The sequence below is a fragment of the Streptomyces sp. NBC_01410 genome, assembly GCF_045040195.1.
Lineage (GTDB): Bacteria > Actinomycetota > Actinomycetes > Streptomycetales > Streptomycetaceae > Streptomyces.
In genome coordinates this window covers 3,103,741-3,120,550 of the sequence record NZ_CP109530.1, presented here as the reverse complement: position 1 = coordinate 3,120,550, position 16,810 = coordinate 3,103,741, and the positions used below count along the sequence as shown (strand labels likewise).

The following is a 16,810-nucleotide window of genomic DNA, read 5'->3' as shown; positions in this document are numbered from 1 at the left end:
GATTCGTCAGCAGGGAGCATGTATCGGGCTGTTGGTGGCACGATGGTCATGGCGGGGGTGTGCTGGGCCGCACGCTCCCGGGCCGGCAAGGCGGACCGACCGAGGGTGTGATCAGTTGTGGCCATTTCACTGTCTGTGGTGCTGCTGTTGGCGATCATCCTCGTGGTGCTGATCCGCGGCGGCTCCATCAAGGCCGGACCCGCCATCGTCGCGGTGCTGTTCGGCTTCTTCCTCGCCTCGACGGGCATGGCGCCGTCGATCAACAAATTCCTCGACTCGATAGCCGACACCATCAATCAGATCAGCTTCTGAATCGGCGTTCAGAATCAGCGTCCGACCCGGCACCGCCCGGCGGTCCGTCTGCCCTGCGCCGAGAACGACTCAGGCCCGGTCCTGGTGGTCAACCACCGGGCCGGGCCTGAGACATGAAGAGCGGGCGACGGGAATCGAACCCGCGTAGCTAGTTTGGAAGACTAGTGCTCTACCATTGAGCTACGCCCGCACGCATCGCACCGCAGGTCACGAGGGCCGCGGTACGAAGAGCATCGTAGCGGGTCCGCGGCCGCCGCCGCACACCCCATTCCATCGTGCGCCGCCTCCCGAAGAATGCGGCAGCCGCATGGCCTGCGGGCATGTACCCTACGTGTCGCACCGACGGGGTGTGGCGCAGCTTGGTAGCGCGTCCGCTTTGGGAGCGGAAGGTCGTCGGTTCGAATCCGGCCACCCCGACCATCATCACCATCGCTCTTCAAGATCACATTGTGGGGCTCATCCTGCTTGCGGCTACTATGCAAGCTGCGTGCCCGTGTGTCCGACGAGTCCGGCGAAACGCCGGCGAGTCTGGCGGAGAGACCGGGCCGAATCCGCTGAGCCGCCTCCAGTGCGGCGGACGCAGCAGAACCCCAGAATCAGCCACCAAGGAGACCGAACCGTGAAGAGCGCCGTGGAGACCCTGAACCCGACTCGGGTTCGGCTCACTGTCGAGGTGCCCTTCGAGGAGCTCAAGGACAGCCTCGACGCGGCGTACAAGAAGATCAACCAGCAGGTCACGGTCAAGGGCTTCCGGAAGGGCAAGATCCCGGCCCGAGTGATCGACCAGCGGTTCGGCCGTGGTGCGGTGCTGGAGGAGGCCGTCAACGACGCCCTCCCGAAGTTCTACACCGAGGCCGTCAACGAGGCCTCGGTCAACCCGCTCGGCCAGCCCGAGGTCGACATCACCGAGCTGAAGGACGGCGAGCTGCTGGCCTTCACCGCCGAGGTCGACATCCGCCCGGCCATCGAGATCCCGGACTACTCCGGCATCGAGGTCACCGTCGACGCCGTCGAGGTCAGCGACGAGGACGTCGAGAAGTCCGTGGAGCAGCTGCGCGAGCGCTTCGCCTCCACCAACCCGGTCGAGCGCGCCGCCGCCGAGGGCGACGTCGTGACGATCGACCTCGAGGCCAAGGTCGACGGCGAGGTCCTGGAGGACGGCGTCGCGGCCGGCGTGCAGTACACCATCGGCTCCGGCGAGCTCCTCGACGGCATCGACGAGGCCGTCACCGGCCTGGAGGCCGGCGGCGAGGCCACCTTCACCTCGCAGCTGAAGGGCGGCTCCGCGGAGGGCAAGGACGCGGAGGTCACCGTCAAGGTCACCGCCGTCGCCGCCCGCGAGCTCCCCGAGCTCGACGACGACTTCGCGCAGATGGCGAGCGAGTTCGACACCCTCGAGGAGCTGCAGGCGGACAGCCGCAAGCGCCTGGAGAACATGAAGCAGTACGACCAGGCCACCCAGGCCCAGGAGCGCGTCCTCGACGAGCTGCTGAAGCTGGCCGAGGTGCCGATCCCCGAGAAGCTTCTCGAGGACGAGGTCAAGACCCGCAAGCACAACCTGGAGCACCACCAGCTCGGCCAGATGGGCATCGACCTCGCCAAGTACCTGGAGATCCAGGGCAAGACCGAGGAAGAGTTCGACGCCGAGACGTCCGAGCAGGCGATCAAGGGCATCAAGACCCAGTTCATCCTCGACGAGCTGGTCAACAAGGAGAAGCTGAACGTCAACCAGGAGGAGCTCACCGAGCACCTCATGCGGCGTGCGGCCTCCTCCGGCATGAGCCCCGACCAGTTCGCCCAGGCGGTCGTCGAGGGCGGCCAGGTGCCGATGCTCGTGGGCGAGGTCGCCCGCGGCAAGGCGCTCGCCGTGGTCGTCGAGGCCGTCAAGGTCATCGACACCAACGGTGAGGTCGTCGACCTCGAGGACGAGGACGAGACCGAGGTCGCCGCGGAGACGGTCGAGGCTGTCGTCGACGGTGACGAGGCCGAGGAGACCACGGAGAAGACCGAGGCCTGAGCCTCGCTCTGAACCACTGATTCGGGCCCCGGACGCAACCGCGCCGGGGCCCGACTCGTACTGCCGCGCACCCCCGTCCACCTTGCGCTCCGAGCGAACAGTTGGGGAACCGGGATGGCGCCCGCCGACCAGCGCGTTAGGGTCCTTGAATACGAGGGCAGGGGAGTCCCCGCCCCCAGTACGAAAGATGCTGAGACGGCCAGGGCCGTCAGAGACGAGCAGGTGGATACGTGACGAATCTGAAGCCTTACGCCGCGGGTGAGCCGTCCATCGGTGGCGGCCTCGGCGACCATGTCTACAACCGGCTGCTCGGCGAGCGCATCATCTTCCTCGGCCAGCAGGTCGACGACGAGATCGCCAACAAGATCACGGCGCAGATGCTGCTCCTGGCCGCCGAGCCGGACAAGGACATCTACCTCTACATCAACAGCCCCGGTGGCTCGGTGACGGCCGGCATGGCGATCTACGACACCATGCAGTACATCCCGAACGACGTGGTCACGATCGGTATGGGTATGGCGGCCTCGATGGGCCAGTTCCTGCTCACCGGCGGCAGCGCGGGCAAGCGCTTCGCGCTCCCGAACACCGACATTCTGATGCACCAGGGATCGGCCGGCATCGGCGGCACCGCCTCGGACATCAAGATCCAGGCCGAGTATCTGCTTCGCACGAAGAAGCGCATGGCGGAGATCACCGCCCTCCACTCCGGCCAGACCGTCGAGACGATCATCCGCGACGGTGACCGCGACCGCTGGTACACCGCGGAAGAGGCCAAGGCCTACGGCCTCATCGACGAGATCATCTCCGCCGCATCGGGCGTTCCGGGCGGCGGCGGCACCGGCGCCTGAGCCGTACTGCCCCCAGCCCCCGCCCACAGAACGCCACCAGGATGGTGAACACCCACATGAGTAACTTCCCCGCGAGCGGCCTCTACACCGGCCCGCAGGTGGACAACCGCTACGTCGTCCCGCGCTTCGTCGAGCGCACCTCCCAGGGTGTGCGCGAGTACGACCCGTACGCGAAGCTCTTCGAGGAGCGAGTCATCTTCCTCGGCGTGCAGATCGACGACGCCTCCGCCAACGACGTGATGGCGCAGCTGCTGTGCCTGGAGTCGATGGACCCGGACCGCGACATCTCCATCTACATCAACAGCCCCGGCGGCTCGTTCACGGCCCTCACGGCCATCTACGACACGATGCAGTTCGTGAAGCCGGACATCCAGACGGTCTGCATGGGCCAGGCGGCCTCCGCCGCGGCCGTGCTGCTCGCCGCCGGTACGCCCGGCAAGCGGATGGCCCTGCCGAACGCCCGCATCCTGATCCACCAGCCGTCCTCGCAGACCGGCCGTGAGCAGCTCTCCGACCTGGAGATCGCGGCCAACGAAATCCTGCGGATGCGTACGCAGCTGGAAGAGATGCTGGCCAAGCACTCCACCACGCCGATCGAGAAGATCCGTGACGACATCGAGCGCGACAAGATCCTGACCGCCGAGGACGCGCTTGCGTACGGCCTTGTCGACCAGATCGTCTCGACCCGTAAGACCACGGCCGCAGCGGCCGCCTGACCGGTCCGGTCCCCTTGGCGCGGAGCACAAGCATGTGAACCGCGCCAAGGGGGGCCCGAACGGGGGGCCCGGCAAGGTACCGTCGGATATGAGGCACCAGGAGTCGGCTGAACCAAGCTGCTCCCAGGCGAAGGGGAAGCACCTCGTGGCACGCATCGGTGATGGCGGCGACCTGCTCAAGTGCTCGTTCTGCGGAAAGAGCCAGAAGCAGGTGAAGAAGCTCATCGCAGGCCCGGGTGTGTACATCTGCGACGAGTGCATCGACCTCTGCAACGAGATCATCGAGGAGGAACTCGCCGAGACCTCCGAGGTGCGGTGGGAGGAACTGCCCAAGCCGCGCGAGATCTACGAGTTCCTCGAGGGGTACGTCGTCGGGCAGGAGCCCGCGAAGAAGGCCCTCTCGGTAGCGGTCTACAACCACTACAAGCGCGTCCAGGCCGGCGAGAACGGCGGGGGCACGGGCCGGGACGACGCGATCGAACTGGCCAAGTCGAACATCCTGCTGCTGGGCCCCACCGGGTCCGGCAAGACTCTTCTCGCCCAGACCCTGGCCCGGATGCTCAACGTCCCGTTCGCCATCGCCGACGCGACGGCGCTGACGGAGGCCGGGTATGTCGGCGAGGACGTCGAGAACATCCTGCTGAAGCTGATCCAGGCGGCCGACTACGACGTCAAGAAGGCCGAGACCGGGATCATCTACATCGACGAGATCGACAAGGTCGCTCGTAAGAGTGAAAACCCGTCGATCACCCGTGACGTGTCGGGCGAAGGCGTCCAGCAGGCCCTGCTGAAGATCCTCGAAGGCACGACGGCCTCGGTCCCGCCCCAGGGCGGACGGAAGCACCCGCACCAGGAGTTCATCCAGATCGACACGACGAACGTGCTGTTCATCGTGGGCGGTGCCTTCGCGGGCCTGGAGAAGATCATCGAGTCGCGGGCGGGCGCGAAGGGCATCGGCTTCGGCGCGACGATCCGCTCGAAGCGCGAGATCGAGGCGAGCGACCAGTTCCAGGAGGTCATGCCGGAGGACCTGGTGAAGTTCGGGATGATCCCGGAGTTCATCGGCCGCCTCCCGGTCATCACCTCGGTCCACAACCTGGACCGCGAGGCCCTGCTCAAGATCCTGGTCGAGCCGCGCAACGCACTGGTGAAGCAGTACCAGCGCCTGTTCGAACTGGACGGCGTGGAGCTGGACTTCGACCTCCCGGCCCTGGAGGCGATCGCCGACCAGGCGATCCTGCGCGGCACGGGCGCGCGTGGCCTGCGGGCCATCATGGAAGAGGTCCTGATGTCGGTGATGTACGAGGTCCCCTCCCGCAAGGACGTCGCACGGGTAGTCATCACGGCGGACGTGGTGCACAACAACGTGAACCCGACGCTGGTGCCGAGGGAGCCGCGGATCGTGAAGAACGACGGGCGGCACGAGAAGTCCGCGTAGTTTTTTGCACGTACGGGTAAAGGGGCGCCCGGCCAGTCAACTGGCCGGGCGCCCCTTCGTGTTGGATCAGACCTTCTGGCGGCTCGTCTTGTACATCTCGGCGGCGAGTTTTGCGACCTCGTCCTGCGACGTCCCCGCCGGCTTGGACAGGTCCACGACGTTCACGACGCCGTAGGTGCTGTAGTCGGCCCAGATGCAGGTCGGAATCACGATTTCCTTGGGCAGCCCGGGCAGGGAGGTGTCCTTGCTCGTGCTCGAGAGCTTCACGTTCTGGCACTTCATCAGGGCGCCTTCGAAGCCGGCGGGCTTGAACTCCTTCGGGCTGCCGACGAGTTCGATCTTGGCGTCGTCGCTCTCGTCGGCGTTCTTCGTCGCGTCCTTGAACGAAGCGTCGAGCACCTTCGCGGGGTCGGCGATCTCGCCCCACACACCCTGGAAGCTCAGCGACTTGCCCGAAAGCGGATTGGTCTTGTCAACGCCCGCCTGGTACTGCGTCATCACCCGCTGCGGGTTCTTGACGCTGAGGGCCTCGGCCTTCTTCTTCTCCTCGGCGGTCATGGGCTTCGTCTGGTCGCCCCTCTGGCCCTTCTTGAAGTCGCTGACCGTCGCCGGGGGAACGATCTTGTAGCCCTTCGTGTCCGCCGAGACGTCCCCGTTCCCGCTGCTCCCGCCCAGCAGGAAGTACGCCCCGCCGCCGATCACCGCGAGCGCTACGACCGAGGCCGCCACGATCAGACCCGTCTTCTTCTTCGGGGCAGCCGGCGGGGGCGGGACCTGGCCGCCGCCGTAGGGCTGGCCGTACTGGGGCTGTTGGCCGTACGGGCCCGGCTGCTGGGGCTGGCCCCACTGGCCCGGCTGCTGAGGCTGCTGCGGCGGGACGCCGGGAGGTGCCTGCTGGGGGTAGCCGTAGCCGGGCTGCGGGGCCTGCGGCTGCTGGCCGTAGGGACCCGGCTGACCGTACGGTCCGGGCTGCTGAGGCTGTCCGCCGTACGGGCCCGGCTGGTTGTAGCTCATTACTGGGTTCCCCTCCAGAAACTTATGTGGTTCGAACATCCTGGCCCAAGCGCCAACGCCTTGGGGCGGCAGGGGTCACACCGTTACCGAAGAATCCCGTTTCAGTACGGCCCTGTGACACCCGTAAACTGAGCCCGTGACCGAGAACACTCAGCAGCAGCCAGCCAGCAACCCCGAACTGCCGACCCAGTACGCGCCGGCCGAAGTAGAGGGGAAGCTGTACGAGCGCTGGGTAGAGCGCGGTTACTTCGAGGCGGACGCGAAGAGCGAGAAGCCCGCGTACACCATCGTTATCCCGCCGCCCAACGTCACTGGCTCCCTGCACCTGGGCCACGCCTTCGAGCACACGCTGATCGACGCCCTCACCCGCCGCAAGCGGATGCAGGGATACGAGACGCTGTGGCAGCCCGGCATGGACCACGCAGGTATCGCCACCCAGAACGTCGTCGAGCGCGAGCTGGCCAAGGAGGGCAAGTCCCGCCACGACCTCGGCCGTGAGGCTTTCGTCGAGCGGGTCTGGCAGTGGAAGTCGGAGTCCGGCGGGCAGATCTCCGGCCAGATGCGCCGCCTCGGCGACGGTGTCGACTGGAGCCGTGAGCGCTTCACCATGGACGAGGGTCTCTCCCAGGCCGTCCAGACGATCTTCAAGAGGCTCTACGACGACGAGCTGATCTACCGTGCCGAGCGCATCATCAACTGGTGCCCGCGCTGTCTGACCGCCATCTCCGACATCGAGGTGGAGTACCAGGACGACGAGGGTGAGCTCGTCTCGATCCGTTACGGCGAAGGCGACGCGTCGATCGTCGTCGCGACGACTCGGGCCGAGACGATGCTCGGTGACACCGCTGTCGCCGTTCACCCCGACGACGAGCGCTACGCCCACCTCGTCGGCACGGAGATCGAACTGCCGCTCACCGGCCGCCGGATCCCGGTCGTCGCCGACGAGCACGTCGACCCCGAGTTCGGCACGGGCGCCGTCAAGGTCACCCCGGCCCACGACCCGAACGACTTCGAGATCGGACAGCGCCACGGCCTGCCGAATCTCGCGATCATGGACGAGCACGCGGTCATCACCGTGCATGGCCCGTTCCAGGGTCTTGACCGTCTGGAGGCCCGTTCCGCGATCGTCGGCGCGCTGCGCGCCGAGGGCCGGATCGTCGCCGAGAAGCGTCCGTACACCCACTCCGTCGGCCACTGCTCGCGCTGCAAGACGACGATCGAGCCGCGGCTGTCCCTGCAGTGGTGGGTCAAGGTCGGCCCGCTCGCCAAGGCCGCCGGTGACGCCGTCCGCGACGGCAAGGTCAAGATCCACCCGCAGGAGATGGAGAAGCGGTACTTCGACTGGGTCGACAACCTCCACGACTGGTGCATCTCGCGCCAGCTGTGGTGGGGTCACCGCATCCCGGTCTGGTACGGGCCGAACGGTGAGATCGTCTGCGTCGGACCGGACGAGCAGCCGCCGGCGGGCGAGGGCTGGACCCAGGACACCGATGTCCTGGACACCTGGTTCTCCTCCGGCCTGTGGCCCTTCTCCACCCTCGGCTGGCCCGAACAGACCGAGAGCCTGGAGAAGTTCTATCCGAACTCCGTCCTGGTCACCGGGTACGACATCCTCTTCTTCTGGGTCGCCCGGATGATGATGTTCGGCCTGTACGCGATGGACGGCACCCCGCCGTTCCACACCATCGCCCTGCACGGCATGGTCCGCGACCAGTTCGGCAAGAAGATGTCGAAGTCCTTCGGCAACGCGGTCAACCCGCTGGACTGGATGGACACTTACGGCTCCGACGCGGTCCGCTTCACGCTGGCCAACGGTGCCAACCCGGGTGTGGACGTCCCGATCGGCGAGGACTGGGTCAAGGCGTCGCGCAACTTCGCCAACAAGATCTGGAACGCCACCCGCTTCGCGCTCATGAACGGCGCGACGGTGGAGGGCGAACTGCCGCCCGCCGAGCAGCAGTCGGCGGCCGACCGGTGGATCCTCTCCCGGCTCAACGCGGTGGTCGCCGAGGTCGACGCGTACTACGACGACTACCAGTTCGCGAAGCTCGCCGACGCCCTCTACCACTTCGCGTGGGACGAGGTCTTCGACTGGTACGTCGAGCTGTCGAAGACGACGTACTTCGCGGGCGGCGAGCAGGCGCGTGTCTCCGGCCGCGTCCTGGGCGAGGTCCTCGACGTCACGCTGCGACTCCTGCACCCCATCGTCCCGTTCGTCACCGAGACGCTGTGGACCACGCTCACCGGCAAGGAGTCGCTCGTCATCGCCGACTGGCCGAGTGACAGCGGCTTCCGCGACAAGGCCGCCGAGCGGGAGATCGAACTGGTCCAGCGCGTCGTCACCGAGGTCCGCCGGTTCCGGTCCGACCAGGGGCTCCAGCCCGGGCAGAAGGTTCCGGCCCGGCTCAGCCTCGACGGCACCGCGCTGGCGCCGCACGAGGCCGCCATCCGGCAGCTGCTGCGGTTGCAGCCGGAGGGTGAGGCCTTCAGCGCCACGGCGACCCTCCCGGTTGCGGGGGCCACGGTCGCGCTCGACCTGTCCGGCACGATCGACGTCGGCGCCGAGCGCAAGCGGCTCGCGAAGGACCTGGCCGCCGCCGAGAAGGAGAAGGCCCAGGCGCTGGGCAAACTCGGCAACGAGGCGTTCCTCGCCAAGGCCCCGGACAACGTGGTCGACAAGATCCGTACACGCCTCGCCAAGGCAGAGGAGGACATCGCGCGGATCACCGCCCAGCTGGACCGGCTGCCGCAGGCGTAGTCACGACGTACGAGAGGCCCCGGGGGAGCACCCCGGGGCCTCTCGCGCGTTCAAGCCCTGCTGCCCCGCTACCTCTCGCGGGGTACGCAGACCACCCGAAAGGGGCGGGGCGAACGTCCTGTCACTGCTCCTCCGTAGACTGGCCCCGTGAGTAACCAGCCCGACCCCTTCGACGAGATCGTCGACGCCGAGACCGACCGTGACCCCGACCTGGCGGTGATCGAGGCCGGCAGCCGTACCCTGCGCGCGCAGGCCGGATCGCTCCAGGGTGACCCCGTGCCCGCCCGGCCCGCAGACCCGGAGGTGGACAAGGCGCTGCGCGCGGTCGAGGCGGACCTGGCGACGCGCTGGGGCGAGACGAAGCTGGAGCCGTCGGTCGCCCGTATCTCTGCCCTGATGGACGTGCTGGGCGAGCCCCAGCGCGCGTACCCCTCGATCCACATCACCGGGACGAACGGCAAGACGTCCACGGCTCGCATGATCGAGTCGCTGCTCGGTGCCTTCGATCTGCGCACCGGCCGGTACACCTCGCCGCACGTCCAGTCGGTCACCGAGCGGATCAGCCTGGACGGCGCCGCGATCGACGCCGAGCGCTTCATCGAGACGTACAACGACATCAAGCCGTACATCGAGATGGTGGACTCCCAGCAGGAGTTCCGGCTGTCCTTCTTCGAGGTGCTGACCGGCATGGCGTACGCGGCCTTCGCCGACGCGCCCGTGGATGTGGCCGTCGTCGAGGTCGGCATGGGCGGCAGCTGGGACGCGACGAACGTCATCGACGGATCCGTCGCCGTCATTACCCCCATCGATCTGGACCACACCGACCGCCTCGGCGAGACGCCCGCCGAGATCGCCGTCGAGAAGGCCGGTGTCATCAAGCAGGGCGCGACGGTCATCCTGGCGCAGCAGCCGGTGGACGCCGCGCAGGTGATGCTGAAGAAGGCCGTCGAGGTCGACGCCACGGTCGCGCGCGAGGGCATGGAGTTCGGCGTCGTCGCCCGCGAAGTCGCGGTCGGCGGCCAGCTGGTGACGCTGCGCGGACTCGGCGGCGAGTACGACGAGATCTTCCTCCCGCTGTACGGGGCTCATCAGGCGCACAACGCGGCGGTGGCGCTCGCCGCGGTCGAGGCCTTCTTCGGCATCGGCTCCGAGCAGGCCCGCACGCTCGACATGGACACCATCCGCAAGGCGTTCGCCTCGGTGGCCTCTCCGGGCCGTCTGGAGGTCGTGCGCCGCAGCCCGACGGTCGTCCTGGATGCCGCGCACAATCCGGCGGGCGCCCGCGCGGCCGCCGACGGGATCACCGAGTCGTTCGGCTTCTCCCGGCTCATCGGCGTGGTGGGCGCGAGCGGCGACAAGGACGTCCGGGGCTTCCTGGAAGCCTTCGAGCCGATCTTCGCCGAGGTGGTGATCACCCAGAACTCGAGTCATCGGTCGATGGACGCCGACGAACTGGCGGCGGTCGCCGTCGAGGTCTTCGGCGACGAGCGGGTGGTCGTCGAACCGCGTCTCGACGACGCGCTGGAGGCGGCGATCACGCTCGCCGAGGAGGAGTCCGAGTTCGCGGGCGCAGGCGTCCTGGTGACCGGTTCCGTGATCACGGTCGGCGAGGCCCGGCTGCTGCTGGGGAAGGGCTGACCTCCGATGCGTACGCTCTGTGCTTCCACCCTGATCGGTGAGTTCTTCGTGATCGGCTTCGCCGGTCTCGTCGCCATGAAGTCCGACGAACTTTCCATGACCACCGTATGGACCGTGTGCGGCATCGGGATGCTGCTCTCGGTCCTGCTCTGCGGGATGATCGGCCGCCCCGGCGGAGTGCAGCTCGGCTGGGCACTGCAGATCGCGCTGATCGCCAGCGGCTTCGTGGTGCCGACGATGTTCTTCCTCGGCGCGATCTTCGCGGGTCTGTGGTGGGCCTCGGTCCACTACGGCCGCAAGATCGACGAGGCGAAGGCGAGATGGGCCGCGCAGGCCCCCTCAGAGCCTGACGCTGCGTAATCGGCGTACTGTCCGGCCCTGTAGCCTCTGAACTCCCGAATCAGCACATGAAGGAGCCCGCACCGTGAGCCAGCGCACGCTCGTCCTGCTCAAGCCCGACGCCGTACGCCGCGGCCTGATCGGCGAGATCATCGGCCGTATTGAGGCCAAGGACGGCTGGACCATCAGCGCGCTGGAGCTGCGCACCCTGGACCGGGAGATCCTGGAGGTGCACTACGCCGAGCACGTCGGCCGGCCGTTCTACGAGCCGCTCGTCGAGTTCATGCAGTCCGGTCCGGTCGTCGTGGTCGTCGTCGAGGGCGAGCGCGTGATCGAGGGCCTGCGCGCGCTCGCGGGGCCGACCGACCCGATCGCCGCCGCGCCCGGCTCCATCCGTGGGGACTTCGGCACTATCGTGCGGGAGAACCTCATCCACGCCTCGGACTCCGAGGAGTCCGCCATTCGAGAACTCAAGATTTTCTTCCCCGGGCTTTCCTGATTGGCCGTCAGCCATACAGAGCTCTTCACCTGGGGCGACCGAAGGAATTTCGGTCGCCCTTCGGTGTACATAGGTGCTTTGCGGGAACGCATCGCTCCGACACCTCGTCACCACATTGAGAGGTGGACTCACCGCGCGGTGTCCGTGCAGGCGGCACTACGATGAAACCTCCACGCCACAGCACCCACCTCGCCATCCTAAAAAGCCATCAACGCTCGATTTGGGAAGGCCAGACGCATCCTCATGGGGAACAACATGTCGTTCATCGGCCGTGACATGGCTGTCGACCTCGGGACCGCCAACACGCTGGTGTACGTCAGGGGCCGGGGGATCGTCCTCAACGAGCCGTCCGTCGTCGCCATCAACACCAACACGGGCGGCATTCTCGCGGTCGGCGCCGAGGCGAAGAAGATGATCGGCCGGACACCGGGCAACATCGTTGCCGTCCGGCCGCTGAAGGACGGCGTCATCGCCGACTTCGAGATCACCGAACGGATGCTCCGCTACTTCATCCTGAAGATCCACAAGCGCCGGTACCTCGCCCGGCCGCGCGTCGTCGTCTGTGTGCCCTCCGGCATCACCGGCGTCGAGCGCCGCGCGGTCATCGAGGCGTCGACGCAGGCGGGCGCCCGTCAGGTGCACATCATCGAGGAGCCCATGGCCGCGGCCATCGGCTCCGGACTCCCGGTTCATGAAGCCACCGGCAACATGGTCGTCGACATCGGTGGCGGGACCACCGAAGTCGCCGTCATCTCACTCGGCGGAATCGTCACGGCACAGTCCATCCGCGTCGCCGGCGACGAGCTGGACAACGCGATCATCCAGCACATCAAGAAGGAGTACTCGCTCCTCCTCGGCGAACGGACCGCCGAGAACATCAAGATCACCATCGGTTCCGCCTACGACATGGACAAGGACGAGCACACCGAGATCCGCGGCCGTGACCTCGTCTCCGGTCTGCCGAAGACCGTCGTCATCTCGGCCGCCGAAGTCCGCAAGGCGATCGAGGAACCCGTCAACGCGATCGTCGACGCCGTCAAGACCACCCTCGACAAATGCCCGCCGGAGCTCTCCGGCGATGTCATGGACCGCGGCATCGTCCTCACCGGCGGTGGCGCCCTGCTGCGCGGCCTGGACGAGCGGCTGCGCCGCGAGACCGGAATGCCCATCCATATCGCCGAGGATCCGCTGGACTCCGTTGCTCTCGGATCCGGTAAGTGCGTCGAGGAGTTCGAGGCACTCCAGCAGGTGCTGGACGCCCAGCCCCGCCGCTAGCGGCATCGACGGATCCTCCCCCTACGCCCTGGCCGGCGTGGGGGGACCCCCATACGGGTGCGCTGCCAACCCGTGCGGCGGGTCGTTGACATACAGACATCACCATTCCTACGAGGAAGGCACGGCCGCCGCACTGTGAGGGACACACGAGAGAGCCGGCTGCTCCTGGTGCTGCTGATCGCCATCGCGTTCGCTTTGATCACGGTGGATATCCGCGGGGGCGAGGAGTCACCGGTCGACGGCGCCCGGCAGGCCGCCGCCACGGTCTTCGGACCGGTCGAGAACGGCGTCGCGGCAGCGGTCGACCCGATCGGCAACGCGATCGGAGCGGTGCGGGACTCCGGTCAGCGCCACGACCGCATCACCCAACTGGAGCACGAGAACGCCGCGCTGAAGCAGAGACTCGGCAGCGACGACCGCAACCGCAGCCGGGTGCGCGAGCTCGACAAGATGCTCAAGAAGGCCGGCGCGGGACAGTACGGCATCAAGGGCGCCGAAGTCATCGCCATTGGGGCGGCCCAGGGCTTCTCCTGGACGGTGACCATCGACGTCGGCTCCAGCGACGGCATCCAGCGGGACATGACCGTGCTCAACGGCGACGGACTCGTCGGACGCGTCACCACGGTCGGCCCGAACACCGCGACCGTACTGCTCGCCAACGACCCGGACTTCACTGTCGGCACGCGCATGGAGAAGACCGACGAACTCGGCTTCGCCACCGGGCAGGGCGACCGTCCGCTCTCCGTACAGCTGCTCAACGGCAAGGCCAAGGTCAAGAAGGGCGACCGCCTGGTCACCTTCGGCTCGCAGGCCGACAAGCCGTTCGTGCCGGGTGTCCCGGTCGGGGAGGTCGTCCGTGTCGACCCCTCCGGCGGCGACCTCACCCGCACCGTCTACGTCCGGCCGTTCGTCGGCTTCACCAAGCTCGACATCGTCGGCGTCGTCGTCCAGGCACCCCGGTCCGATCCGCGCGACGCGGTCCTGCCGCCCAAGCCGGCGGCCCCGAAGCCCACACCGACGGTCACGGTGACGGTCACTCCGTCACCCGGCGGCGATGTGAACGCGACCGGCCAGAACGACGAGCAGTAGGAGCTGATCCGTCATGCGTTTCAACCGGATGCTGCTCTCCACGACACTCGTCGTGGTCGCCCTCGTCATCCAGGTCTCCGTCCTTGCCCGCCTCCAGCTCCCCGGCGCCGTCCCCGACCTGCTGCTGCTCGTCGTACTCGGACTCGCCTTCGTCTACGGGCACATGGCCGGCGCCTTCATCGGCTTCGGCGCGGGGCTGCTCGCCGACCTCGCCCCGCCCGCCGACCACGCCGCGGGACGCTACGCACTCGTGCTCTGTGTCATCGGCTACCTCGCGGGCCTGGTGCGCCCCGACAACGGCCAGATCAAGTCGGCCACCGGCCCGATGGTCGTGGTCGTCGCGGCCGCCATCGGCTCGACGCTGCTGTACGCGGGGGTCGGCGCCCTCGTCGGCGACACCGCGGCCCGCCATGTGGGCCTGGGCAGCCTGCTGTTCACGGCCGCCGTCTACGACCTGCTGCTCGCGCCCTTCACCGTGCCGCTGATCATGGCTCTCGCCAGACGCGCCGATAACGATCCGCTTTCCGAGAGCCAGAGCAGCGGCGGCAGCGACGTCGCCTCCCGCTGGCTCTCCTCCGGCACCGGTCTGCGCATCGGCACCCAGCGCCGCGGCGGACTGCGGGTGAAGGCGGCCAGGACGCGGGCGGCGCGAGCCGGCCGCATCAAGGGAGTCAAGCGACTGTGAACGAGGGGGCAGCAGCGTGAGCAATATTCCGGAGACCGGGCGGACCCCCCGAGTCCAGATCCGGCTCGTGATCATCCAGGTCCTTGTCTTCTCCCTCCTCCTGACCCTCGGCGGACGCCTCTGGTACCTCCAGATCCGCAACGGCGAGGAGTACACCGACGAGGCGAAGAACAACCACGTCCAGCAGGTCGTCCAGCCCGCCGTCCGCGGCGCGATCCTCGACGCCCGCGGCATCCCGCTCGCCGACAACGAGACCCGCCTCGTGGTCTCCGCCTCCCGCACCGAGCTGATGAAGATAAAGGACGACGGCAAGGGCGTCCTCACCCGTCTCGCGGCCGTCCTCGGCATGAAGCCGAAGGACGTCATGGACAAGGTCAGGCTCTGCGACTCCAAGACCCCCCAGCCCTGCTGGAACGGCTCCCCCTACCAGCCGATCCCGGTCACCGACGAGGCCACCACCCAGCAGGCCCTGCAGATCCGTGAGCGCGCCGAGGACTTCCCCGGCATCACCGCCGAGCCCACCGCCGTACGCCGCTACACCGCGCCCGGCAAGACCAACACCGCGCAGGTGCTCGGCTATCTCTCGCCGGTCACCGACGAGGAGATCACCAAGGCCAAGGACACCGACTCGCCGTTCCTGCGCTCCGACCAGGTCGGCCGCTCGGGCATCGAGCGCACCTACGACAAGGAGCTGCGCGGCAAGGCCGGAGTCACCCGCTACGAGGTCGACAACCTCGGCCGCGTCATCGGCCAGGCCGCCAAGGACGAGGCCCAGCCCGGCGCCAACCTCGTCACCTCGATCGACGCGCGTGTCCAGGCCGTCGCGGAGTTCGAGCTCAACAAGGCGATGAAGACCGCCCGTGGGGAGTTCGACAAGAACACCGACGAGAACTACAAGGCCGACGCCGGTGCCGTCGTGGTGATGGAGAACAAAACCGGCCGGATCGTCTCGATGGCCTCCCAGCCCACCTACGACCCCAACTCCTGGGTCGGCGGCATCTCAGCCAAGGACTACGCCAAGCTCACCGGCAAGAACTCCAACTACCCGCTGCTGAACCGCGCGATCCAGGGGCAGGCCGCCCCCGGCTCGATCTTCAAGGTGATCTCCTCGACCGCCGCGGTCAACGCCGGCTACCCCTTCGACGGCGACTACCCCTGTCCCTCCTCGTACTCCGTCGGCGGCCAGGTCTTCAAGAACTTCGAGTCCAAGGGCTACGGCAGCATCGACCTCGGCAGGGCGCTGGAGGTCTCCTGCGACACCGTCTTCTACGGCCTCGCCCACCGCGAGTGGCAGAAGGACGGCGGCACCAAGCCCAAGAAGCAGACCAACGACTGGTTCTACAAGACCGCCCACCAGTTCGGCCTCGGCAAGGAGACCGGCATCGACCTCCCCAACGAGGTCAGCGGCCGTGTCCCCGACCGCCAGTGGAAGCAGCGCTTCTGGGAGGCCAACAAGGACGGCTGGTGCAAGCAGGGCAAGAAGAACGGCTCCTACGTCGAGAAGATCGCCTTCGAGAACTGCCTCGAAGGCAACCGGATGCGGGCGGGTGACTCCGTCAACTACTCCATCGGACAGGGCGACACCCTGGTCACCCCGATCCAGATGGCCACGATCTACGCCGCCATCGCCAACGGCGGCACCCTCTTCAACCCCACCATCGGCAAGGCCGTCATCAGCCCGGACGGCAAGTCCGTCAAGGAGATCAAGCCGAAGTCCCACGGCAAGCTGCCGATGGACGCCGACACCCGCGAACAGATAGACCAAGCCCTGGCGGGAGTCACGACCCGCGGATCGGCCGCCTGGCGATTCGGCGGCTGGCCGCAGGACAAGATCCCGATGCACGCCAAGACGGGTACGGCGGAGGTCTACGGCAAGCAGACGACCTCCTGGTTCGTCTCGTACACCCCGGACTACACGATCATCATGACGATCGCCCAGGGTGGTACGGGCTCCGGCGCCTCGGGTCCTGCCGTGCGCAAGATCTACGAGGCGATGTACGGACTCGACGCGAAGGGCGGCCAGGACCTGAAGAGGGCCCTGCTGCCCGCGCCGCAGAAGGCGCTCCCCAAGATCCAGCCCGACGGCTCCATCGACGCTCCGGAGATCAAGCCGTACGTGCCGAACGAAGAGGAACCGGACCAGACCGAGCAGCTCGCGGGCCCGCCCGCGCGGAGGGACTGA

14 protein-coding genes and 2 tRNA genes are annotated in these 16,810 nt (G+C 67.5%); 14 read left to right on the top strand and 2 right to left on the bottom strand.

From position 1 onward, the window contains the following. Positions 1-117 precede the first annotated feature (117 nt). The gene (locus tag OG741_RS14305) at positions 118-312 is read left to right on the top strand and encodes a hypothetical protein (protein WP_266476365.1); all 195 of its coding nucleotides are present in this window, start codon (positions 118-120) and stop codon (positions 310-312) included. Positions 313-431: 119 nt separating this feature from the next. On the opposite strand, the gene OG741_RS14300 is transcribed toward OG741_RS14305, so the two are convergent. Further along, positions 432-502, bottom strand: a tRNA-Gly gene (locus tag OG741_RS14300). A gap of 153 nt (positions 503-655) precedes the next feature. Here OG741_RS14300 and OG741_RS14295 point away from each other — a divergent pair. The 5 genes from OG741_RS14295 (at position 656) to clpX (ending at position 5,331) form a co-directional block, all read left to right on the top strand. Continuing rightward, positions 656-732 (top strand) — tRNA-Pro (locus OG741_RS14295). A gap of 199 nt (positions 733-931) precedes the next feature. Then, complete coding sequence (gene tig, locus OG741_RS14290; RefSeq protein ID WP_405597683.1) at positions 932-2,329, top strand: trigger factor; 1,398 nt, start codon at positions 932-934, stop codon at positions 2,327-2,329. Positions 2,330-2,559: 230 nt separating this feature from the next. Beyond that, on the top strand, positions 2,560-3,177 hold the full coding sequence (locus tag OG741_RS14285; RefSeq protein WP_266476368.1) for an ATP-dependent Clp protease proteolytic subunit: 618 nt from the start codon (positions 2,560-2,562) through the stop codon (positions 3,175-3,177). A 41-nt stretch (positions 3,178-3,218) separates the two neighbouring features. Beyond that, complete coding sequence (locus tag OG741_RS14280) at positions 3,219-3,893, top strand: ATP-dependent Clp protease proteolytic subunit (RefSeq protein ID WP_323136031.1); 675 nt, start codon at positions 3,219-3,221, stop codon at positions 3,891-3,893. Between the two features lie 145 nt (positions 3,894-4,038). Further along, on the top strand, positions 4,039-5,331 hold the full coding sequence (gene clpX, locus OG741_RS14275; protein ID WP_328677831.1) for an ATP-dependent Clp protease ATP-binding subunit ClpX: 1,293 nt from the start codon (positions 4,039-4,041) through the stop codon (positions 5,329-5,331). A 66-nt stretch (positions 5,332-5,397) separates the two neighbouring features. Here clpX and OG741_RS14270 read toward each other — a convergent pair whose 3' ends face one another. Beyond that, a complete protein-coding gene (locus tag OG741_RS14270) occupies positions 5,398-6,345 on the bottom strand; it encodes a hypothetical protein (RefSeq protein WP_405597680.1) in 948 nt (315 codons plus the stop codon). Positions 6,346-6,481: 136 nt separating this feature from the next. Here OG741_RS14270 and OG741_RS14265 point away from each other — a divergent pair, with 136 nt between their 5' ends. The 8 genes from OG741_RS14265 (at position 6,482) to mrdA (ending at position 16,810) form a co-directional block, all read left to right on the top strand. Continuing rightward, positions 6,482-9,103, top strand: coding sequence for a valine--tRNA ligase (locus OG741_RS14265; RefSeq protein WP_405597677.1), 2,622 nt, complete (start codon positions 6,482-6,484; stop codon positions 9,101-9,103). A gap of 147 nt (positions 9,104-9,250) precedes the next feature. Beyond that, a complete protein-coding gene (locus tag OG741_RS14260) occupies positions 9,251-10,741 on the top strand; it encodes a bifunctional folylpolyglutamate synthase/dihydrofolate synthase (RefSeq protein WP_405597675.1) in 1,491 nt (496 codons plus the stop codon). 6 nt (positions 10,742-10,747) lie between these two features. Continuing rightward, positions 10,748-11,101 carry a DUF4233 domain-containing protein gene (locus OG741_RS14255; protein WP_405597673.1) on the top strand — a complete coding sequence of 118 codons (354 nt, stop codon included), beginning with the start codon at positions 10,748-10,750 and terminating at the stop codon, positions 11,099-11,101. 64 nt (positions 11,102-11,165) lie between these two features. Next, positions 11,166-11,579, top strand: coding sequence for a nucleoside-diphosphate kinase (gene ndk, locus OG741_RS14250; protein WP_405597671.1), 414 nt, complete (start codon positions 11,166-11,168; stop codon positions 11,577-11,579). A 255-nt stretch (positions 11,580-11,834) separates the two neighbouring features. Further along, positions 11,835-12,854, top strand: coding sequence for a rod shape-determining protein (locus tag OG741_RS14245; protein WP_142218247.1), 1,020 nt, complete (start codon positions 11,835-11,837; stop codon positions 12,852-12,854). A gap of 135 nt (positions 12,855-12,989) precedes the next feature. Further along, positions 12,990-13,943: a rod shape-determining protein MreC gene (mreC, locus tag OG741_RS14240; RefSeq protein ID WP_405597668.1), complete on the top strand. Its 954-nt coding sequence runs from the start codon at positions 12,990-12,992 to the stop codon at positions 13,941-13,943. 13 nt (positions 13,944-13,956) lie between these two features. After that, positions 13,957-14,628 (top strand): rod shape-determining protein MreD, encoded by a 672-nt coding sequence (gene mreD, locus OG741_RS14235; protein WP_405597667.1) that lies wholly within the window; start codon positions 13,957-13,959, stop codon positions 14,626-14,628. Between the two features lie 16 nt (positions 14,629-14,644). After that, entirely contained in the window at positions 14,645-16,810 is a 2,166-nt protein-coding gene (mrdA, locus tag OG741_RS14230) for a penicillin-binding protein 2 (protein ID WP_405597665.1), read from the top strand.

Coding starts and splice junctions, on each gene's coding strand:
- OG741_RS14280 (WP_323136031.1), top strand. CDS start 3,219: ATGGTGAACACCCACATGAGTAACTTCCCCGCGAGCGGCCTCTACACC.
- OG741_RS14270 (WP_405597680.1), bottom strand. CDS start 6,345: ATGAGCTACAACCAGCCGGGCCCGTACGGCGGACAGCCTCAGCAGCCC.
- OG741_RS14255 (WP_405597673.1), top strand. CDS start 10,748: ATGCGTACGCTCTGTGCTTCCACCCTGATCGGTGAGTTCTTCGTGATC.
- OG741_RS14245 (WP_142218247.1), top strand. CDS start 11,835: ATGTCGTTCATCGGCCGTGACATGGCTGTCGACCTCGGGACCGCCAAC.
- mreD (WP_405597667.1), top strand. CDS start 13,957: ATGCGTTTCAACCGGATGCTGCTCTCCACGACACTCGTCGTGGTCGCC.